Raw genomic sequence first — 19,658 nt, 5'->3', positions numbered from 1 at the left:
CTTTGCTGGTCCCTTGTGCAGAATACCGGACCGGCGGCGCGTCAAAAGAGCTTCTCCTCTCGATCATCCGTGACGTCGTCGCGAACGAGTAGATCCATGAAGCGGGTGTTGATGAAGATCAGCTCCCGTCCCACCCGCACGTCTGTGAGAACTCCAGCCCGCGTAAGCTCCTTCAGCCAGTTGGTGGCAGTTGGTCTGGAGACTCCGCACGCTTCTCGTACATTCGAAATCCGGCAGTAGGGCTGTTCGAACAGAACGTCAAGGAGCCCAACGTGCCCGCCCCCGGATATGGCGGCGCCTATTTCGTGCTTCAGCACCCCTTGCAGATGCTGAACGGCGTCAATTTTCTTCAACGTAGAGTTTGCCGTTTCACGAACGCCCTCAAGCATGTACTCGACCCAATCGACCCATGCTTCCTCAGCAGTCACTGCCAACAGGCGACGGTAGTAGTCGCTCTTGTTCTTGATGATGAAACGGGACAGGTATAGGACGGGGTGGTCGAGCAGACCGGCAGCAACCAGCATCAGAACATTGAGGATCCGGCCCGTCCGCCCGTTTCCATCGTCGAAAGGATGAACGGCTTCGAATTGATAGTGCGCGATCGCCATGCGGGTAAGTGGGTCATATCCTCGACCTGAGTTTACGAACAACTCCCAATCCGCGAGCTTTGCGTCAATGACTTCGTGCCCCTCTGGAGGGGTGTAGATCGCGGTATGGGTTACCGGATTGCCGATGTAGGTGCCGCTGCCCGAGCGGAGGTCCATCTCGTGCCGCATGATGATTGAGCACACCTGTCGAGCCGTATTAGTGGTGACAATCCCGCGCCGTTGCACCATGTTGAAGCCTTCGAACAGAGCGGTCCTGTAGCGAAGTGCTTCTCTGGTTGCGGAGTTGGCGGAAGTCTCGTCTTCTGCGTGCATGAAGAGTTCGTCTGTGGTGGTCACAATGTTCTCGACTTCCGAGCTCGCTTGAGCTTCGAGCAAGGGTATTGCGTTGATGAGCACCGACGCGTTTGTCATGGAACGTGCTGCTTGATTCATCGCGGCAAGAGAAGAGCGTGCCTCAATGGCAAGTTTGAGAATTGAAGTCGTCTCCACGTCCACCCTGGGCGGGAGGGTAGGTAGGCCGTTGTAGGGCTTGCCTGGATTCCAATCGGCCATGCAAAGAACTTAGCAAGCAGGATGCTACGTGTAAAGAATCGGTCGATTTTTTTACACGTTATCGAGATGTGTAAACGGGTGTGCAGGTTTTATCCACAGGTTCGAAAGCCGTAGGCGCCACAGCTACTCGAAGTAATCCTCGTCAAGGTCCACGACGTCGTAGGTCTGCTTCACCTGCACGCCCACGCGGTACTTGATCATCAGGTTCACGAGCCGAACGCTGTCGATCAGGATCACGCGCTACGGGATGCCGGCCGCATAGCTACGAGCGTGGTCGGTAAAACTGCTCGTCGTGATGAAGACTCCGCGCGAGGCGCCCGCGCCGTGGAGCGCGCCGACAAACGCCTGGATGGTTTCGCGGCCGACGTTATGTCGTCCTTGTAGCGCTTGGCCTGGATATAAATCTGGTCGAGGCCCAGGGCGTCCTGGTCAATGACACCATCGACGCCGCCATCACCGCTTCCGCCGATTTGCTTGCCGCGCTGCTCCGCACCGCCGTAACCCATCTTCAGGAGGACATCGACCACGGTTTGTTCGAAGAGCGATGGATCCATCGCGCGAAGGCGTTGAAGAAGTTCCGCGCCTACGTCGGCCTGGATACGGTCGATCCCGTCCTCAACCTGCTGAATGGGGTCACGCTCTTCGTCTTGCGTTTTCGCCCGGTTGTCCGGCGTTGACTTCGTCAGTCCCGCGCGGATCGGTTGGTACTCGACGTACGCAGGAATTTGCTCCAGTTGCGCCTTATCCAAGCCGTTGGGATGCTCGGAGGGCAATCGGCGGCCGGTGTCTGTAATAGTGCTCAAGCCTCGGGCGGGTCGCTCGATCGCCTTCGCTCGGCTCAAGTCCGATATTGCCCAACCAATACGGTTCTCCGCACTTGGCTCTCCGGACTTCAGCATCACTGACCGCTGTTTTTGCGTCATGCCCGCTTCATCAAGAGTGGCAGCGACCAAGTCGCGGCGCGACCAAACCTGCCCGTCCTGCAGAACTCTCAACACCGGAATCATGAAGTCTTGCCATCGAGGCAGGGGGACGGCGTTTTCGTCACTCATAGTTCTCCTTTGAACGCACGGTGCTGAAGGGATGCGAAGAGGGTATCGAGCTCCGCAAGTTGAGTACGGTGGTGCTCCTTCAAACGTTCGACGGCGGCGATGCGAGTCGAGAATTCCTGCTGTGCTTCGAGCGGCGGAACAGGGACGGGAAGGCGCTTTAGCTTCTCGCCAGTTAGGTGTGCGATGGTCGCGGAAGTGACATAGTCGGCCAGACCCCCACCTTTGGATAGGTGCCATAGCAGGTGTACAACGTACTGCGGTGTGACTCGAGAGTGGTCTGGACGCGCCCTGTGCAGAGCCTTCTGGTAATAGCACTCCAGGCCGGTGTCATGCCAGATCGCGGCACGTCCCGGTTCACCACCCTCGCAGATGAGCACGTCACCCTGCTGTAATCGGAACGTCTCTCTATCCTTCTCGGTGAAATCCATCTCGAAGAGGTTCGTGAGGTCGATTTTGAACCACTGGACGTTTGCATTCCGGATGTACGCACGTTTGTGGTCGCCTGACTGAGCCTTCTTATCGAGCATCTTGCCGAGTCTGCTCGGAGCAATCTCCTCGAAAGACTGAACCGGCCATCGAGAAGGAATAGAAGTGGGATCGCTGAACATGCCGCGGAAGATTGATTGGGGAAGCGTGTCGAGGTGAGCGAGGGCTTCGCGGCGCTTGGCTCGGACCTCGTCGGCCTTGTCCAGGATTGCCGCGATGCGCCGCTGCTCGTCGAGGGGTGGGAGTGGGAAAGCGATTCTTGCGGCGCCCGCCTTAGTCAACTTCGCCCGCGTGGTCCCCGTTACGTGAGCGCGGACATCATAATTTTCGAGCACGCGACAAAGATAGTTCCGGTCGATTGAAGACTTCGGTCGAAGCACATGAGCGTGATTGTTTACCCAAGACTTGCCATCGATGCGGTAGGCGATCCGTCTCAGCGGGTCTCCAAAATGTCCTCCGTCTTCCGCTAGGAGAACAAGCGGCTCGTCGAATAAGTAGTCAGCCACTGAGTCCTGCTGACCGTTAGCGCCGTAGTACGGGATAGGTCCGGGAGCGCGATCCTTCGCCGTGATGGGACGTCTGCGATGATCCAGAAACTCTACAACTGAGCCAAGCTGAGTGAGCGGATAGTTCATCGAAGCAGGTCCTTCAGCTCCGCCATGCCGTCAACGATTTCCTTCTCGAGGAGTTCGAGCTCGGCGATGATCTCCGCCGGCGCCTTGTGCTCAACCTCGTCATACTCGACCTCTTTATACCTGTTCAGCGAGAGGTCGTAGCCGTTCTCGGCGATTTCTGACTTGGTTACGAGGAAAGACTGATCCGTCCGTGCCCGCTCAGCTTCCGTCGTCGTGCGCGTTTTGTATCGCTCCAAAACATCGGTGAGGTCGGAAGAGGCGAGCGGTGTGCGCTTGTCGTCGAGGCTGAAGCCGTCGGACTTCACGTCGTAAAACCAGACGTTGTCTGTGCCACCGGAGTTGGTCTTCGTGAAGAACAGGATCGCCGTCGAGACTCCGGCGTAAGGCTTGAAGACGCCGGACGGGAGTTTCACCACGGCGTCGAGCTTGTGCTGTTCGACCAGCAGCTTGCGCAGATCCTTGTGCGCCTTCGATGAACCGAAGAGGACGCCGTCGGGCACGATCACCGCCGCCCGACCACCGGGCTTGAGTAGGCGGATAAACAGAGCAAGGAAGAGGAGCTCGGTCTTCTTGGTCTTGACCAGGCTGAGAAGGTCCTTGGCCACGTTCTCGTAGTCGAGGCTGCCAGCGAAGGGCGGATTCGCGAGGATCAGGTTGTACTTCTCCTCCTCGGTGGAGTGCAGATCGGCCAGCGAATCGCGGTAGGTAATCACCGGGTTCTCCACCCCGTGCAACAGCATGTTCATCGAGCCGATGCGGAGCATGGTGTTGTCGAAGTCGTACCCGTGGAACTGCTCGTAATGGTAGAAGTTGAGCTGCTTCTGATCCGTCAGCATGTCGGGGGAGTCCCACAGGTGCTCGGCGGCACGGACCAGGAAGCCGCAGGTGCCCGAGGCCGGATCACAGATGACCTCCATCGGTTGCGGGTCCGTCATCTGCACCATGAGGTCGATGATGTGGCGCGGGGTGCGGAACTGCCCGTTGGTGCCGGCGGAAGCGATTTTGGAGAGCATGTACTCGTACAGGTCGCCCTTGGTGTCGCGGCCGGTCATATCGATGCCGTCGATGATGTCGATAACCCGCTCGAGGACGCTCGAGTTCGGGATGGTGAAGCGGGCGTCCTTCATGTGGTGGCTGTAGGTCGAGTCCTCGCCGTTGGACTGCTGCGTCAGCTCATCGCGCAGGAACGGAAAGATGTGCTCGGAGAAGAGGATGAACTTCTCTTCACGGGAGAAGTCTTTGAACTTGCTCCACCGCAGGTCACCGTAGCTGCGTCCTCGAGGGTCGGTGTCGGCGGGGAAGATCGGGTTGCTGACCTGCTTGCCGGTGCGGTTGGCGCGGTTTTCGGCTGAGGTCTGGGCTTCATCCAGGCGCTTCAGGAACAGCAGGTAGGTAATCTGTTCAATCACCTCGAGCGGGTTCGAGATGCCGCCCGTCCAAAAGGTGTCCCACACTTTGTCTACCTGTGCGCGCACTGTCCCGTTGATCACGCGTTCCAGCTTAAGGTGAGTCGGGGGCCTTCGCGGCACCTGGTGAGTTGGGGATTGGACCGGGGCGTCGTCGTCGGGGTCCGGTTGTAGCGAGGGGAACGCGTTGTGGAGATGGATCAACGTACTGCGGTGGCAGAACGGCTGACAGCCGCCGTCCGTGCCAGTGCAGTCGAGGACGACGCCGGTGCACGCGACGTTGAGCATGCGCTCGCCTTCCTTGGAGAGTTGGATCTGCAAACGCTCCAAGAAATTGAGCGCGAGCTCGGACGTGAAGACAGTCTGATCAATCACCCGGTTCTGGGTATCGGCAACCGCGGTCTGGCAGCATTCCTCGGTCGCCGGTTCGCGGCATCGATTTCCACCTCTCAATATCACTTCGCCACACCCGTTCCAAGGATCAGGGCCAATCTGCTCGACACCTTGGTGTTTCGAGACATTCTTCGTGCCCACGGCAACACGATGTTCAACCGTGTGACCCAGGGGGTCAAGAAAGCCCTTGGCCTACCCGAACCTGAGAGCCTCGCAGAGATCGGTTTTGCTGGGCATGGACCGGCGAACATATTTCTCCTGCTCGACGTCGCGGCATCCTTTGCAACCGTCCAGTTCAGGCGGACCTCTGTGACCCTTGACGGTGTTCGCGGTCCTGAGGGGATGGACCTCTACGCTGACGCGCTGGATAACTGCCACTTCATGACGACGGCTTTCGCACGCTTTTTACTGAAGTCCCAACCGAGTTCCGAGATGCTATGCAAGGCCACGGAGCGGGGCCGCCTCGATGGCTTCGGGGTTTCACCTACGGACATTGACCTCGAGCGGCTCTCCTCCGAGCTGGAGAAGTTGCGGTCCCGATTGCCCGAGCTAGCTGCGGCTTACGCCTCATGGGCGCCGGGTGGGGACACTGCCCACCGACTGCCTCCTCCTGAGGCCGGCCAGGACGACGACGCGCGCATGGTTTTCACGGTGTTGGAACCTAAAAGCCGACCGCGGACTGCGGGCGAAGCAAACGAGCAACGCCTGATACGCCGTAACTGGTCTGTGAGGCTACGCGAGCACAGGAATTTTCTGGTGCCGGGGTCCGCCGTCCTTTCGGGTGCCTGGTATCTGTTGTTTATTCAGGCGACGTCGCAGGACCTGTCGATACGGGTTGGCCTGCTCGCCGCAGTGCTTGGCGCCCTCGTCGCAGCAGCGCTGCTCGCATTGATTGATGCACGCGAGGCAGCCTTCTTCCGGGCAGCCACAGCACTCAGTAAGTACACCGTTCTGCAGGGGCATCGTGATAACGCATTTCTCGCGGCACTTCGGAAGGTCCGCCCCGACGCCTTCGGTGCCTCGAAGTACGCGGGCCTGCCGCGAAACTTCACTGTGATGGCGCAGCGCGAGGGCGTTGCCTTGCTGGGGCTTGGCGTACGACCGAACGTCGTCGCTGCCTTCCACTGGATTCACCTCCCTGCCATCACTGCGCCACCAAACTCTCCCGCCTCATCGGCCCGATCATCACACCGTGTGGCGCTCATGGTTCGGCACGACGGTGAAAAGGTGGAGCTCAGCTTCCCCCTGGAACGGGCGAAGGTGGCTTGGACGCAGCGCAACTTCCTTGAGAACAAACCGATGGAAGCAGTCCTCTCCATGTTGCAGGGTATGCGTACCAACTGGACGATGCCGCCGCTCGGTTCCAGGTACACCAGCGACACCTGGGACGTGAGTGAACGGTTCGATCTTCTGAGATCCGCGAACGTCGCAGGCACTACTTACGAACGGGAAGTGCTCGACTGGGAATTCGGACGCCGCGACGGGCTTGTGCTGGACGGAGCGGAGGAGCTGCACCGGACGCAAAGAAGCTTGAAAGTTGCCCTTGCAGCTCTGCTTTTCGGCATCTTCATCATCGTGCCGGTCCTCACCGCAGCCAACTGAATCCTCAGCGCCAGGGATCGACGATCGTCATCCCGGCAGGCTTCGCTCGATCGAAACCTGGCAACAGGAAAGCAGCCTCAGCGAGTCCAACGGTGCGTTCAATCAGCAGGTCCGGTCGCAGCGAGCCGTCCTCGATGAGCGCCATCATCCCCGGATAATCGGCGGCGGCCATGCCATGGCTGCCCAGCACATCGAGCTCCGGCGCGATCACCCGCGCCATCGGAACGCGAGGATTGCCCTCGACCGGAGGCAGCAGCCCGATCTGCACATGCCGACCCCGACGTCGAAGACTCAGAATGGCGTCCGCACAGGTCTGCTCGCTGCCGACCGCATCAATGGCGACATGGCTTCCGCCGTCGGTGAGTTGAGCAATAGCGGACGGGATGTCACCGCCGTCGGCCATGAGGACGTGCTCAGCGCCGAGCCTGGACGCAACCTCAAGGGCCTCCGCGTTCCGGTCAACGACGATCACACGTGCGCCCACCGCGCGAGCGATCATCACCGCGCTCAAACCCACACCGCCCGCACCTACAACGGTTACCCACTCGCCTGGTCTCACCTGCGCGCGGCTGATCAGCGCGCGGTACGCGGTAGCGAACCTGCAACCCAGGCTGGCCGCCGTCGCGAAATCTATCCCGTCGGGAATTGCCACCAGATTGGTGTCGGCAGCATGCAGGCCGACATACTCCGCGAAGGATCCCCAGTGAGTGAAGCCCGGCTGCTGCTGGTTGGGGCACACCTGGGCGTTACCCGATGCGCACAATTCACACCGGCCGCAGCCGCACACAAAGGGAACCGTCACGCGGTCACCGGTCTTCCACCGGACGACGTCGGCGCCTACCTCGGTGATGATGCCGGCAAGCTCGTGGCCGGGAACGTGGGGAAACGTGATGTCCTCGTGGCCGACCCAGGCGTGCCAATCACTGCGGCACAGGCCTGTTGCCATCACTTTGACCACGACGCCGCCCGGAGTGACCGCTGGAGCCGGTACCTCCCGAACGCCGGGCTGGCCCTGAACCTGGTCGAAAACTACTGCGCGCATTATCGGAGTCTAAAGCGTTGCGCGCGTGAGCTTTAGCTAAAGGGCACGCCCAGAGCGTGGGGGGAGTGCGGGATACATATAGCCTGCTCCCCAAAACGGGCTGTAGCCGTAGTATCCGTACACGTCTTCGTAGTAATCGGTCTGATCGACGAGTTCGGGGTTGTACGTGGGTGCACCGGCCACGTGCCCACGAGACTGGTTGATGTGGACGTTCTCGTCGATATTGGTAATGGCGTCGATCGGAATGAAGGATTTCTCCTCGCCTATCCCCAGGAAACCGCCTGAGGCAACCTCCAGGAAGCGGATTTTGTTCTCGCCGTCGTCAATCAACAGGTCATCCACCTTCCCGAGGTCATCGCCGTCTTTGTCTTTGACGTTCAGCCCGCGGATGTCCTCTTCTGGAGCCACGGTCTGGTCGCTGTCACTCAGCTTGATCAGCTTGGACGTTTCTCCTGTTGCCATGGTTCTGCTCCTACTTTCGGTGTCCGGATAGATCTGTGAGTCGGAACTCGAAGGGCTAATGAGCCTTCGATCAACCGAATCACGGTCCGCGCCGTCGGGCAAGGGTGCGGTCAAAGCGGATAGCCGTTGGATCGCTGCTAGCGTCGACGATCATGAAACTCCGACCGCTTACACTCGAGGACGAAGCCGAAGCGACGGCGGCGCATGCGGAACTTGAACGTGAGAACTTCGAGTTCCTGCTGGGCTATGAGTCCGGGATGGACTGGAGCGATTTCCCTCAGCAAACCGAGCACCTGCAACGAGGCATCGGCGTACCGGCCGGCCGGGTTCCTGCGACCTTCCTGGTGGCGGAGGACGAGGGGCGCATCATCGGCAGGGTCTCCATCCGCCACAGGCTCAACGAGTACCTGCTGTCCGTGGGAGGCCACATTGGCTACGCAGTGCTCCCCGCGTTTCGGCGACGCGGCTACGCCAGCCTCATTCTCGAAGCGGCGCTGGTCGAGGCCCACGGACTCGGGATTGAGAGTGTGCTGCTGACGTGCGACGCCGACAATCTTGCGTCCAAGGCAACGATCGAGCGCCACGGGGGTATCCAGGAGGGAGCGCCTGACGGAGGGGCGAAGCTTCGCTACTGGATTGGGCTCTGACGGACCACACAGAACGTTTCGCGATAGCCGTCCAGCCATGCGATAGCGGTTAAACGCTATCGGAAGACTGAACCGCTGTCGGTGGGCTGGAACGCTATCGGGAACCGGACCTGAATGAGGAATCTAGCGCTCGCCGTTGCGAATCGCGTGAGCCACCGCCCCAGCAGCAGCGCCCAGCGGTAATCCAAGGCCAATGCCCAACCCGATGTTGTTCACCAGGATGCCCACGACCACTCCAATGAGCAGCCCGAACGGTATGCCGATCGCCATGCTGTTCGCCATGCGGCTGTCGGCTGAATCGTTCTCCTCTTCATGCATGCTTCGATGCTAGCCGGAGCTAACGACGACGACGGCCGAGCACGAACCCGCCCACGCCCGCCGCCAGCGCCACTCCAGTGCCGAGAAGCACGCCGCCCATTGCGGGGCTGAACAACAGCGGGCCGTTGCTCAGGACACCGTTCGAGGTGAGGTGGAATTCCTGGCCCTGACCTCCGACAGAAGCGAACTCCTGCATGGCAACCGGCTGGGAACCGATCACCAGAAACACCCCGAGAACCAGCAGCAGCGCTCCAACACTCAACACGGCGATGGCTTTACGCCATCCGGGATCAGCCCGCATCCGGAGCCTCCTTCGCGAGCCGGCTGCCGTAGGCGCCGGAACTGACCATCAGGCCGCCCAACACCAGCAGGCCACCGGCGGTGGTGAGCAGATCGGAGGAGGAGGCACCGTCGTCGTACGCGATAACGAGCTCTGAGCCATACGCAATGCTCGCTCCGGCGTGCGCGGCAGGAAGTGGCGGGGCGGCTGGCGGCCGGCCAAACAGCAGCGACACCCCGGCCAGAACCAGCAAAGCGGCGACACCGAGCAGCGAGATCAGCAGCCGCCTCACGTCCGGCGCCGTCCGCGAAGGTAGCCGAGGGCACCTGCGCACAGGATGAGTCCCGCTCCGGCCAGGGATCCGCCGAAGATTTCACCCGCCGTCGGACCGGGTAAGACAACGGTGTTGCTCGTCAACGGTGCGTAAGCGATCCAGCCGAACGACGCAGGCGGCGCCGTGGCTCCGGCAACAAGAACCAACAAAAGCCCGACGACGGCGATGCCAAGTCCGGTTGCAACCCACCGGTTGGCGCGGATCCAGTTCATTTTCCCCCCTCGGCGCCCCCGCACAAGGAGCTGACTGTTCCGAACAATAACGGGTGGGAGTGCCTGGTGACTACAACTGATCCGATAACGGTTTTGCCATCCGATAGCGGGAGGCCGCTATCGGATGGCAAAAGAGCTATCGGGAGGCGCGAACGGTATCGCGGAAAGTAAAACTAGACCGCAAACCCGCCCACGAGCGCCCACACCACGAGGGTGAGAAGGAAGCCGGCAACGCCCAGGATGGTGGTCAGCACAGTCCAGGTACGGAGGCCATCCGCCACGGAGAGGCCCAGGAAGCGGGTCACAATCCAGAAGCCGGAGTCGTTCACGTGGCTCAGGCCGAACGCGCCGAAACCGATCGCGATCAGAATGAGCGCCGTCTGCACGGGGGAATAGCCGCCTGCCGCGACTGCCGCGCTGAGGAGACCCGCCGTCGTAATGATGGCGACCGTTGCCGAACCCTGCGAGGCACGCAGCACTGCGGCGAGGATGAACGCCATGACAATGATGGGCAGACCAACGGCCGCAAGACCCTCAGCCAGCGCGGTTCCGATACCGGAAACGGTCAGCACCTTGCCGAAGACGCCGCCGGCGCCGGTCACGAGGATGACGATCGCAGTGGGAGCCAGCGCGGAGTCCATGACTTCGCCGGTGTGCTGGGAGGACCAGCCGCGGCGGATGCCGAGGAAGTAGTACGCCAGAGCGAGAGCGGTGAGCAGCGCGATCAGCGGTGAGCCGATGAACCCGGCGAGGTCCCGGCCTAGCGTCTCCTCTGGGAGGATGACGGCGCCGACGGTCCCGATCATGATCATCAGGATGGGAAGCACGATCAGGGAGATGATCATCGCGGGACTTGGCGCGGTGCGGACCTGCGTGGCTACGCTTCCGGTGCCGCCGGGCGCTGTATCGCGCTCGACGTCGGATTCACCGGTACCGAACAGCTTGAACTGGGCGGCGGTGGCGGGGAGCATCTCATACTCGCGACGGTTCAGCTTCTGCGCAACGAAGTAGCCCAGTACACCGACCGGGAGGCAGAGCAGCAGGCCCAGCACAGTGGTCCACCCGATATCCGCACCGAGGATCCCGGCTCCACCCACAACGCCGGGGTGCGGCGGAACAACCACGTGGATTGCGAGCATGATGGCGCCAACCGGCAGGCCGAACTTGACCGGGTTCACGCCGGCAGCCTTCGCGAAACCGTAGATGATCGGCACGAGGATGATGAACCCGACGTCGAAGAACACGGGAATGGCCAGCAGGAACGCCGCGGAGGTCAACGCAGCAACCACGCGGCGCGGGCCGAGCACCGAGGTAAATTTCCCCGCCAGTGCCTGGGCGCCGCCGGAGATTTCGATCATCTTACCGAGCATGGCGCCGAGACCGACGAGGATTGCGACGTTGCCGAGCGTTCCTCCCATACCTTCAGTCACGGTGCTGACGATGTCGCCGAGCGGAATGCCCGCGACCAGCGCCACGATTACGCTCACCACCAGCAGCGCCAGGAACGCCGGAATCTTGAACTTGATAACTCCCACGAGCAGCAGGGCAACGCCCGCTACTGCAACGGCGAGGAGAGCGAGAGGGCTCATAAGGGATGTCTCCTATGACAACGGGAGCCTCGCGGTGAGGCTGCCAATACAAACGACGACGGCGGGAGCCGCCTGAGCGGGAACGGTGCGGTTCCGAATGGTGCAGTGAGCGACGACGTCAGGCGCTGCGCTTCGTGGGCGCAACAACCCGGATGACGGCGGAATCATCCGCAGCGGCGAGGCCCTGGGCCTGACCGAGAAGGTAGAGCTGTTCGGCCGCGGCGGCGACCGGCGTCGCCAGCCCGGCCCCGCGGGTGGCCTTACCGACGATCCCCATGTCTTTGACGAAGATGTCGAGCCGGCTCAGTACTTCGGCGCCGTCCTCGCTGTACGCCTCGAGGATCCGCGGACCGCGGTTGGAGAGCATGAAGGAACCTGCGGCTCCGGCCTCGAGGGCTGCGAGAGTCTTCTGCTGGTCGAGGCCAAGTGCGTCGGCCAGCGCCATCGCCTCTGCGGCGGCGGCAATGTGGACGCCGCAGAGCAGCTGGTTGACGGTCTTGAGCGCCTGGCCGTCGCCCGGCTTGTCGCCGACAATGCTCAGCGTTGACGCCAACAGCTCAAGCACCGGGCGGGCCGCTTCCACCGCAGACGGCTCGGCACCCACGACGATGAGCAGGTCTCCCTCCCCGGCCCGCTTCGGTCCACCGGACAGCGGCGCATCGACGAGGGCAACGCCGAATTCCGCGAGACGCGCAACCGTGCCGGCGATCGCCTCCGTACCCACGGTGCTGGTGAGGATGACGACGGCGCCGGGCTTCAGCGCTGCGGCGACACCGTTTTCGCCGAACAGGACCTCGGTGAGCTGCTCGCCGTTGCGGACCGCCAGCAGGAGGGCGTCGGCGCCGTGCGTCGCGTCCCGCCCGGAAGCGAAGGTGCGCACACCGGCGTCGTTCGCCAGCTTCAGCCGCTCCTCGGCGATGTCGAAGCCGTGGACAGTCAGTTGCGTTGCGAGGCGGGTTGCCATCGGCAGTCCCATCGCGCCGAGGCCGAGGACGGTGACCTGGTAATCAGTGGTGCTCATGTGTATCTCCGTTGGTACGTGCTGGGTTGAACGGTGCAGTGAGAAAGTTGCTAGAAGGTGGCGCTGAGGGTGCGCGTCACGTCTGCGAGTGAGCGGTCGTCGCCGACGTTTCCGGCGAAAACAATGTAGGGGATGCCCTTGGCCGGGCCGTCAACGGGCGCCCAGAGGCTGACGATCCCGGGCAGCATGGGACCGCGCACGATGGCGTGACGGATCTCCAGCCCGTGGGCTGCAACATCGGATGAGGTGATGCCGCCCTTCGCGATGACGAAGCGGGGAGGGAACGCTTTTAGCGTCCGGTTGACGACGTCGACGACGGCGGCAGATACGGTGCGCGCGATGCGCAGGCTCTCGGACGGGTCATCCGCGCGGACCAGGAGTCGGCTGGTGTGCACGATGACGTCAGCGCCGTCGAGGGCAGTGGTGACGTCGTCGACCACTTCGTCGAGGTAGCGGTCCGAATCTCCGGTCAGCAGGCGTTCGACGTCAATCTCCACGATGCGGGCGGCGCTGTGCTCGGTGGTCAACACGTTCAGCTGCCGCGTGGTCACGCCGACGTGGGAGCCGACGACAATGAGGCCGCCCGCAGCGCTAGGGCTGGTGCCGGCGAACGCTTCGTCGCTGCTAAGCGGCTCGCGAACGTCCTGCCCGATGCGCGCCCGCATGAACGGCGGTCCCACCCGGTACAGCAGGCGCTTGCCGCGCCGTTCAGCTTCGGCGAGGCCCAGCGACAGTGCGCGGAGGTCGTTCTCGGTGACGATGTCCGCGACGATCGGAGTGGAGTCGGTGGCGCCGTCGAGCGCGTCTGCGATGGCTATCGCCGACAGCTCCGGATCGCTGGTTTCGCTGCCAGCGCGAATGATATTCAGGTCGAGAACGATCACGTCACGGGCGGCGAACCGTCCACCCGACTTCTCCTCCACATACTTCGGCAGCTCCGAATTGGTGAAGCCGAAGGTGGCGTCCTTCGCAAATTCAGTCTCAGCGACCGGAATCAGTTCGTCGTCGCTTCCGCGCGTGTAGTGCACTCCGCCGATAGTGATGCGGCCGGCGTCGGGAAAAGCCGGGATGATGACGACGCCGTCGGTGACTTCCCCGGAAACCTCGGCCACTGTGGCGGCGATGACGTCCGGCTCCAGCGGGTAGTGCCCCCGGAGGGTGGAGTCGCTGCGGCTGACGAAGCTCACGCGGAGGTCGGATCCAAGCTGGGCAGCGGCGTCGAGCGCGTTGCGGACCACTTCCTCGTTACGGGAGGCGGCTTCCGCGGGATCGAGGCTGCGGGTGTTGGTCAGCACGTAGACCGCGGGTTTGCCCTCGCCGTAGGCCCAGGTGAAGTCCTCGGCTTCCCAGCGGGTGAGGACCGGCAGATCCGAGACGGACTGCGTGCCGGTGGGGTCGTCGTCGAGCACTACGAAGATGCGGTTTTCAAGCGTCTGGGCCACCGCGTCGGCGGATACGGCGAGCTCGGCCGGGTAACCGGCGAGGAGGTTTGTCTCAGTAGTCACTGTGCACTCCGTTGTGAAAAGCTGGCTTCGATTCTGAATGTAAGATGTCAGACATCTTGCATGTGAAATAGTGTGACACAGGCCATGCAGACGCGCAAGTACACTTGGCTGGTCACCGGAAGAGGGGGAGTATGGCACGCAAATCGCTGGTCGATGAAGTCGCTGACGAGCTGCTCGACCGCATTGTTGCCGGTGAATTCCCGCCCGGATCCGGTGTTCCCGGCGAGCTTGAACTGAGCGCGCGGCACGAGGTCAGCCGCATGACCGTCCGGGAAGCGATGAAGACCCTCGTGGCGCGCCGGATCCTCCGCGTAGAGCGTGGGCGGGGTACGTTCGTGAACCCACTGAACCAGTGGTCGTCGTTGGAGGCGGTGCTGCGTGCCGCGTCGGAGGGCCAGGATGACGCCGCAGTGGCCGTGCAGCTGATTGAGCTGCGGCGCATGCTCGAAACCGGTGCCGCTGAACTCGCCGCGAGCCGCATCACCGCCGAGGAACTCACCGAGATGGACGGGCAACTGGCACACATGCGTGCCGCCCATGAAGCGAACGACGTCGACCGCTTCGTCGCTGCCGATCTCGCCTTCCATGACCTGATCCTGCATGCGTCCGGGAACGTGTTTGTTGCGGTGCTGTTTGAGCCGCTGACCCGGATCCTTGCCTCCCGGCGCGCGCAAACCTCGAAGGTGGTCCAGATTCAGATCAACGCCATTGCCGAGCACGCCAACATCATGGACGCCATGCGCTCGCATGACACCGAACGCGCCCGGCTGGCCATGGATCGGCACATGGAGCAGACGCTCAATGATCTGTTGAGTTACGTCCTCGAACCCTGACTTTGTTGCTCGGCAAGCGGTATGCGCTTACCGTCGAGATCATGCCCGCCCTGAAGATCTCCCACGTTGGCTGGGACGCTCCCGAAACCCGCCCGCAGATGGCCAACGACGTCGACACCCGCCCCGGTTTTGCGCTCACCAACCGCAGCATCCTCCGGAATGGCGAACCGTGGATTCCGGTCACCGGTGAGATGCACTACAGCCGGCAGCCGCGCGAACGCTGGGCCGATGCGCTGCGGCTGATAAAGGCGGGCGGCATCAACGTTGTCGCCACCTACATCTTCTGGATTCATCACCAGCCGGACGAGCAGGAAGCCCCAAGCTTCGAGGGCAACCTCGACCTGGCGGCGTTCGTGCAGCTGTGTCAGGAGGTCGGACTCGAGGTCATCCTTCGGCTCGGCCCGTGGTGCCATGGCGAGGTCCGCAACGGCGGCCATCCGGACTGGGTGGTCAATGCGGATTACACCGAACGCACCAATGATCCGCGCTATCTCGAAGCCGTTCGCACCTGGTTCGGGCAGATTGGGCGGGAAGTCGCCGGGCTGTGCGGCAGCGATGGCCCGGTGATCGGCATCCAGCTCGAGAACGAGATCTACGACCAACCCGACCACATCCTCGCCCTCAAGGACATCGCCCGGGAGAGCGGGCTCTTCGCACCGCTCTGGACCGCGACGGCCTGGGGCAGCGCGGACATCCCGGTGGGCGAGGTGTTCCCGCTCTACGGCGGCTACTCGGACGGATTCTGGGTGGACACCGAACAGGGCTGGGATGAGAGCTTCCAGACCCATTTCACGTTTTCCCACCAGTGGGATGACCCGGGCATCGGCAAGGACCTCGCAGGTGCCGCCTGGACCGGCGTCGTCGGCGCAAAACACCCCGATTTCCCGGCCGCAACCTGCGAACTCGGCGGCGGCATGGCGAAGGCCTACCACCGGCGTCCGGCGCCGACCGCCCGGGATATCGCCGCCGTCGCGCTCTGCAAGCTCGGCAGCGGCTCGGCCTGGCAGGGCTATTACATGTTTGTGGGCGGCACCAACCCGCGCAAGGGCCTGCAGGAGTCCCACGCGACCGGCTACCCGAACGACCTGCCGGAACTGAACTACGACTTCGGCGCACCAGTCGGTGCCCACCTACAGATTCGTGAGAGCTTTCACCGACTGCGGAACCAGCACTCCTTCCTGGAGGCTTTCGGCTCCCGTCTCGCGGCGATGAATGCCACTATCCCGGAAAACGACGACGACGGTGGCCTCCGCTGGTCACTGCGCAGCGACGGCGCGAGCGGCTTTGTTTTCATCAACAACCACCGGCCGCATGAGCCGTTGCCCGCCCGGACGGGAGTGCAGTTCGAGATCGGGTTGGATGACCAGAGTGTCCTGTTCCCTCACCGTCCGGTCGATATTCCGGCCGGAGAATTTCTGTCCTGGCCGGTGCAACTGGAGGCGGGCGGCGTCGTCGTCCGGTGGGCCACGCTCAACGTACTGACGGTGCTTGAACCCGAAGGGGAGCCACCGGTTCTGGTGCTTACCGCGAACGACGGCGTCGATGCGCACCTCGCGGTGCCGGCCGGGTACACCGCAGAGGGTCATCCCAGTGCGCCCGTAGGCGGGGAACTCGTCCTCGAGGACCTTCAGCCCGGTTTTCTCACCGTGACCAGCGACGACGGTGCGCGGTTGCGCGTGCTGGTTCTTTCGGCGTCACAAGCGTTGGAAGCGTGGACGCCTACCGTCAGCGGCCGTCGTCGTCTGGTGTTGTCGGCTGCCCCTGTGGTGGAGCGGGACGGAGGGCTGGCGGTGTATGCGTACCAGTCCGGGACGGTGGCAGCGTTCCCTCCAACGGGACAAGCGGACGACGACGGTTTCTCGCGCCACCCGTTCACCGTTCCGTCGCAGGCGCATGAAGTGACGATCACACGGGCGGCTCCGGCTTCTGCACCGCCGGCACGGCCCGTCACGGTCCCCGGACGCGCCTCCGCGCCGTCCCCGGATGACTTCGCTACGCATGCCGCCCGCTACACCATCAGCGTTAGCGGTCAGGCGAAGGCAGGGGAGCGTTCGCTGCTGGGCCTTGAGCTGGTGGGCGACGCGGCGTCGTCGTTGTTTGACGGCCGCGAAGAGGACGTCTTCTGGGACGGTTCGGCGTGGGACATCGACATCACTCCGGCCCAAGACACCGACCGGAGGGTGATCGAGGCGGCTGTCTATCCCCTCGCTGCCGACACTCCCGTGTGGCTGCCTGACGAGGCGGACAGGGTCCGCGTAGCCCTGACGGAGCCGACGGCGGAGATCCTCAGCGCGTCGGTCGTCACCGTCAGGACCAAGCACGTTCCGGTTCAGTAGGGCTGAGGGCCGCCAGTTGAGGGTTCAGGGTGAGGTGAGCCGGTACACCGAGACGTGGCTTCGTGATTCTGCGGTGAAGGGGCTGCGGTCCCAGTCGGCCCACCTGGATTCCAGTGTGAAGCCGGCCAGCCTTGCCATGAGATCGAGTTCGCTGGGCCAGATGTAGCGGTGTGGCGTACGCCCGATGTGAGCGTTCCGGCCATCAGCGAGCTCCGGACCGAAAGTCACGTGGTGGGAGGTCACGTGCTGCGTGAGCACGTCATAGGTATCAACGAGGAGGTACCCCGGCTGGCTCACCTCGACTGTGCCGCTGTGTCCAGGTGCCAGTGAACGCAGCTGCGGCACCCAGAGTTCAACAACAAAGCATCCACCGGGCGCCAGGTGGCGGGCAGCGTTCCGGAAGCATTCCACCTGCTCGTCCTGCGTCAGGAGGTTCGCGATGGTGTTGAACACGAGAAACGCGAGAGAGAAGTTTCTGCCGGCCGCTGCTTCGGTCATGTCGCCCTGAATCACCGGGATCCGGTCATCGCCGACCTTCTCCCGAAGCCGCGAAATCATTGCGTGCGACAACTCAATGCCGCTGACGGGAACTCCGGTCTCCGAAAGGGGAATAGCGACGCGCCCTGTTCCCACGGCGAATTCCACGGCGGGGCCGCTGCCGGCGAGCTCCGACAGGACTTTCACCGTCGGAGCCAAAACTTCAGGGGTGAACATTCCCTCGCCGGGGGTGTCGTACTTTCGAGCGGCCTCGTCGTCCCAGAGCTGCTGCTGGTTGATCATCCCGCCACTATTCCACGGTCCCTTCAGTGACGCAGGCGGAGGTCGTGGACAATGTGATGGAGCGCTCTATTGACATGTGACAGAGGTCATCTGTAGATTGGCTGAACCGCCGATGGAGCGCTCCATCAAACTCCCGTACCAATCTTCACGCAGGCTGATCCCGTCCGTTCCAGGAGGCCAGTCAGTGGAACCCAGCACGCCCTTTTCCCATCGAAGCACGCACACAAAGGAGTGACCGTGAGCCTTTCACGACGCACCAAAATGATCACAGCCCTCACCGGCACTATGACCCTGGCCTTCGTTGCCACGGGTTGCGGCAGTAGCAGCGATGAACCGGCCAGCGCCGAGAATCCCGTCGAGCTGACCGTCACCACCTTCGGAAACTTCGGCTACGACGACCTGTACGCCGAATACGAGGAGGCCAACCCCGGCGTAACCATCGAGGCCAACAACATCGACGGCAGCGCCAATGCCCGCACCGATGCGTTCACCAAGCTCGCGGCCGGCTCCGGCCTGAGTGACGTTGTCGCCGTGGAAGAGGGCTGGCTCGGCTCGATCATGGAGGTGTCTGACCAGTTCGTGGACCTCAACGAGCACGGCGCCCAGGACATCAAGGACAACTGGGTGGACTGGAAGTTCGAGCAGGGCACCGATCCCGACGGCCGCGTCATCGGCTACGGCACCGACATCGGACCGCAGGCACTGTGCTTCAACCAGGATCTCTTCGAGGAAGCAGGCTTCCCCACGGACCGCGAAGAAGTTGCTGAACTCTTCGGCGGCGACGACGCCACCTGGGAGACCTACTTCGACCTGGGCCGGGAGTACAACGAGGCCACCGGCAAAGCCTGGTATGACCAGTCTGCTTTCGTGTGGAACTCCATGGTGAACCAGATGGAGGAGGGCTACTACACGGCCGACGGTGCGCTGAACGTCGAGGGCAACGAAGCCATGCGCGCCAAGTTCGACCTCCTCGCCGCAGGCACAGCCGACGGGCTGTCCGCCAACCAGAAGCAGTTCGACTGGGGCAAGGGCAAGGCGTTCGTTGATGGCTCCTTCGCCGTCCATGTGTGCCCCGCCTGGATGCTGGGAACCATTCAGGAGCAGCTTGAATCCGCCGGCGGTGGACCCGAGACCGGTTGGGACGTAGCCGATGTCTTCCCGGGAGGCGCGTCCAACTGGGGCGGAGCCTTCCTCTCCGTTCCTGAAAGTTCGGAGCAACCGGCCGAGGCCGCCAAGCTTGCAGCCTGGCTGACCGCACCGGAGCAGCAGGTCAAGCAGTCCGCCGCAGCGAACAACTTCCCCAGCACCCTCGAGGCACAGCAGCAGATCGTTGAGGATGCAGTACCCAACGAGCTCTTCAACGACGCCCCCTACGGTGCCATCTTCGCCTCGCGGGCTGAGGGCGTCGTCGCGCAGTTCAAGGGTCCGAAGGACTCGGTGATTCAGGAGAACGTCTTCGCTCCGGCACTGAAGATCCTCGACACGGGTTCCGGAACGGCTGACGAGGCCTGGAACGAAGCCGTCAAGCTCCTCAACGAGCTCGTCGTCAACAACTAGCACACCGG

Annotated in this window: 19 protein-coding genes; 5 read left to right on the top strand and 14 right to left on the bottom strand. The window is 62.7% G+C overall.

What is annotated here, in order from left to right:
- Positions 1-41: 41 nt before the first annotated feature.
- The 4 genes from JOD47_RS06640 to JOD47_RS06625 form a co-directional block, all read right to left on the bottom strand.
- Complete coding sequence (locus JOD47_RS06640; RefSeq protein ID WP_239548031.1) at positions 42-1,160, bottom strand: Fic family protein; 1,119 nt, start codon at positions 1,158-1,160, stop codon at positions 42-44.
- A 233-nt stretch (positions 1,161-1,393) separates the two neighbouring features.
- A complete protein-coding gene (locus tag JOD47_RS06635; protein WP_239548030.1) occupies positions 1,394-2,212 on the bottom strand; it encodes a restriction endonuclease in 819 nt (272 codons plus the stop codon).
- Positions 2,209-3,333, bottom strand: a complete 1,125-nt coding sequence (locus tag JOD47_RS06630; RefSeq protein WP_204533091.1) for a restriction endonuclease subunit S — start codon at positions 3,331-3,333, stop codon at positions 2,209-2,211. Before JOD47_RS06630 ends, JOD47_RS06635 begins: the two co-directional genes overlap by 4 nt.
- Positions 3,330-4,823: a type I restriction-modification system subunit M gene (locus JOD47_RS06625; protein WP_204533089.1), complete on the bottom strand. Its 1,494-nt coding sequence runs from the start codon at positions 4,821-4,823 to the stop codon at positions 3,330-3,332. The genes JOD47_RS06630 and JOD47_RS06625 overlap by 4 nt, the downstream gene beginning before the upstream one ends.
- 111 nt (positions 4,824-4,934) lie before the next feature.
- Between JOD47_RS06625 and JOD47_RS06620 the strand changes: the two genes are divergently transcribed.
- Complete coding sequence (locus JOD47_RS06620) at positions 4,935-6,734, top strand: hypothetical protein (protein WP_204533087.1); 1,800 nt, start codon at positions 4,935-4,937, stop codon at positions 6,732-6,734.
- Positions 6,735-6,738: 4 nt separating this feature from the next.
- Here JOD47_RS06620 and JOD47_RS06615 read toward each other — a convergent pair whose 3' ends face one another.
- Together JOD47_RS06615 and JOD47_RS06610 are read right to left on the bottom strand one after the other, a co-directional pair.
- Positions 6,739-7,776, bottom strand: a complete 1,038-nt coding sequence (locus JOD47_RS06615) for a zinc-dependent alcohol dehydrogenase family protein (RefSeq protein WP_204533084.1) — start codon at positions 7,774-7,776, stop codon at positions 6,739-6,741.
- A 36-nt stretch (positions 7,777-7,812) separates the two neighbouring features.
- Positions 7,813-8,238 carry a PRC-barrel domain-containing protein gene (locus JOD47_RS06610; RefSeq protein ID WP_204533082.1) on the bottom strand — a complete coding sequence of 142 codons (426 nt, stop codon included), beginning with the start codon at positions 8,236-8,238 and terminating at the stop codon, positions 7,813-7,815.
- A 152-nt stretch (positions 8,239-8,390) separates the two neighbouring features.
- Here JOD47_RS06610 and JOD47_RS06605 point away from each other — a divergent pair, with 152 nt between their 5' ends.
- A complete protein-coding gene (locus JOD47_RS06605; RefSeq protein ID WP_204533080.1) occupies positions 8,391-8,885 on the top strand; it encodes a GNAT family N-acetyltransferase in 495 nt (164 codons plus the stop codon).
- 123 nt (positions 8,886-9,008) lie between these two features.
- Here JOD47_RS06605 and JOD47_RS06600 read toward each other — a convergent pair whose 3' ends face one another.
- The 7 genes from JOD47_RS06600 to JOD47_RS06570 form a co-directional block, all read right to left on the bottom strand.
- On the bottom strand, positions 9,009-9,203 hold the full coding sequence (locus tag JOD47_RS06600; RefSeq protein ID WP_204536881.1) for a glycine zipper domain-containing protein: 195 nt from the start codon (positions 9,201-9,203) through the stop codon (positions 9,009-9,011).
- 19 nt (positions 9,204-9,222) lie between these two features.
- Entirely contained in the window at positions 9,223-9,504 is a 282-nt protein-coding gene (locus JOD47_RS06595; RefSeq protein ID WP_204533078.1) for a hypothetical protein, read from the bottom strand.
- Entirely contained in the window at positions 9,494-9,775 is a 282-nt protein-coding gene (locus JOD47_RS06590) for a hypothetical protein (protein WP_204533076.1), read from the bottom strand. The genes JOD47_RS06595 and JOD47_RS06590 overlap by 11 nt, the downstream gene beginning before the upstream one ends.
- Positions 9,772-10,029: a hypothetical protein gene (locus tag JOD47_RS06585; protein WP_204533074.1), complete on the bottom strand. Its 258-nt coding sequence runs from the start codon at positions 10,027-10,029 to the stop codon at positions 9,772-9,774. The genes JOD47_RS06590 and JOD47_RS06585 overlap by 4 nt, the downstream gene beginning before the upstream one ends.
- Positions 10,030-10,202: 173 nt before the next feature.
- On the bottom strand, positions 10,203-11,618 hold the full coding sequence (locus tag JOD47_RS06580) for a GntP family transporter (protein WP_204533072.1): 1,416 nt from the start codon (positions 11,616-11,618) through the stop codon (positions 10,203-10,205).
- 118 nt (positions 11,619-11,736) lie between these two features.
- Positions 11,737-12,639, bottom strand: coding sequence for an NAD(P)-dependent oxidoreductase (locus tag JOD47_RS06575; protein WP_204533071.1), 903 nt, complete (start codon positions 12,637-12,639; stop codon positions 11,737-11,739).
- Positions 12,640-12,689: 50 nt separating this feature from the next.
- Complete coding sequence (locus JOD47_RS06570; protein WP_204533069.1) at positions 12,690-14,144, bottom strand: four-carbon acid sugar kinase family protein; 1,455 nt, start codon at positions 14,142-14,144, stop codon at positions 12,690-12,692.
- 131 nt (positions 14,145-14,275) lie between these two features.
- Here JOD47_RS06570 and JOD47_RS06565 point away from each other — a divergent pair, with 131 nt between their 5' ends.
- Together JOD47_RS06565 and JOD47_RS06560 are read left to right on the top strand one after the other, a co-directional pair.
- The gene (locus JOD47_RS06565) at positions 14,276-14,977 is read left to right on the top strand and encodes a FadR/GntR family transcriptional regulator (RefSeq protein WP_204533068.1); all 702 of its coding nucleotides are present in this window, start codon (positions 14,276-14,278) and stop codon (positions 14,975-14,977) included.
- A 41-nt stretch (positions 14,978-15,018) separates the two neighbouring features.
- Complete coding sequence (locus tag JOD47_RS06560) at positions 15,019-17,313, top strand: beta-galactosidase (protein ID WP_204533066.1); 2,295 nt, start codon at positions 15,019-15,021, stop codon at positions 17,311-17,313.
- Between the two features lie 24 nt (positions 17,314-17,337).
- Here JOD47_RS06560 and JOD47_RS06555 read toward each other — a convergent pair whose 3' ends face one another.
- Positions 17,338-18,093, bottom strand: coding sequence for a class I SAM-dependent DNA methyltransferase (locus JOD47_RS06555; RefSeq protein ID WP_204533065.1), 756 nt, complete (start codon positions 18,091-18,093; stop codon positions 17,338-17,340).
- 261 nt (positions 18,094-18,354) lie between these two features.
- Between JOD47_RS06555 and JOD47_RS06550 the strand changes: the two genes are divergently transcribed.
- Positions 18,355-19,650: an ABC transporter substrate-binding protein gene (locus JOD47_RS06550; RefSeq protein WP_204536492.1), complete on the top strand. Its 1,296-nt coding sequence runs from the start codon at positions 18,355-18,357 to the stop codon at positions 19,648-19,650.
- Positions 19,651-19,658: the final 8 nt, after the last annotated feature.

The organism is Arthrobacter tumbae, from assembly GCF_016907495.1.
Taxonomy (GTDB): Bacteria; Actinomycetota; Actinomycetes; order Actinomycetales; family Micrococcaceae; genus Arthrobacter_D; species Arthrobacter_D tumbae.
The sequence above is the reverse complement of the archived record's forward strand: the minus strand, read 5'-3'. Positions and strand labels throughout refer to the sequence as shown.

Excerpts from the sequence above, each read along its gene's own strand:
- JOD47_RS06640 (WP_239548031.1), bottom strand. The coding sequence starts at position 1,160 with ATGGCCGATTGGAATCCAGGCAAGCCCTACAACGGCCTACCTACCCTC.
- JOD47_RS06635 (WP_239548030.1), bottom strand. The coding sequence starts at position 2,212 with ATGAGTGACGAAAACGCCGTCCCCCTGCCTCGATGGCAAGACTTCATG.
- JOD47_RS06630 (WP_204533091.1), bottom strand. The coding sequence starts at position 3,333 with ATGAACTATCCGCTCACTCAGCTTGGCTCAGTTGTAGAGTTTCTGGAT.
- JOD47_RS06620 (WP_204533087.1), top strand. The coding sequence starts at position 4,935 with ATGGATCAACGTACTGCGGTGGCAGAACGGCTGACAGCCGCCGTCCGT.
- JOD47_RS06615 (WP_204533084.1), bottom strand. The coding sequence starts at position 7,776 with ATGCGCGCAGTAGTTTTCGACCAGGTTCAGGGCCAGCCCGGCGTTCGG.
- JOD47_RS06610 (WP_204533082.1), bottom strand. The coding sequence starts at position 8,238 with ATGGCAACAGGAGAAACGTCCAAGCTGATCAAGCTGAGTGACAGCGAC.
- JOD47_RS06605 (WP_204533080.1), top strand. The coding sequence starts at position 8,391 with ATGAAACTCCGACCGCTTACACTCGAGGACGAAGCCGAAGCGACGGCG.
- JOD47_RS06600 (WP_204536881.1), bottom strand. The coding sequence starts at position 9,203 with ATGCATGAAGAGGAGAACGATTCAGCCGACAGCCGCATGGCGAACAGC.
- JOD47_RS06595 (WP_204533078.1), bottom strand. The coding sequence starts at position 9,504 with ATGCGGGCTGATCCCGGATGGCGTAAAGCCATCGCCGTGTTGAGTGTT.
- JOD47_RS06585 (WP_204533074.1), bottom strand. The coding sequence starts at position 10,029 with ATGAACTGGATCCGCGCCAACCGGTGGGTTGCAACCGGACTTGGCATC.
- JOD47_RS06580 (WP_204533072.1), bottom strand. The coding sequence starts at position 11,618 with ATGAGCCCTCTCGCTCTCCTCGCCGTTGCAGTAGCGGGCGTTGCCCTG.
- JOD47_RS06575 (WP_204533071.1), bottom strand. The coding sequence starts at position 12,639 with ATGAGCACCACTGATTACCAGGTCACCGTCCTCGGCCTCGGCGCGATG.
- JOD47_RS06565 (WP_204533068.1), top strand. The coding sequence starts at position 14,276 with ATGGCACGCAAATCGCTGGTCGATGAAGTCGCTGACGAGCTGCTCGAC.
- JOD47_RS06560 (WP_204533066.1), top strand. The coding sequence starts at position 15,019 with ATGCCCGCCCTGAAGATCTCCCACGTTGGCTGGGACGCTCCCGAAACC.
- JOD47_RS06555 (WP_204533065.1), bottom strand. The coding sequence starts at position 18,093 with ATGATCAACCAGCAGCAGCTCTGGGACGACGAGGCCGCTCGAAAGTAC.
- JOD47_RS06550 (WP_204536492.1), top strand. The coding sequence starts at position 18,355 with ATGATCACAGCCCTCACCGGCACTATGACCCTGGCCTTCGTTGCCACG.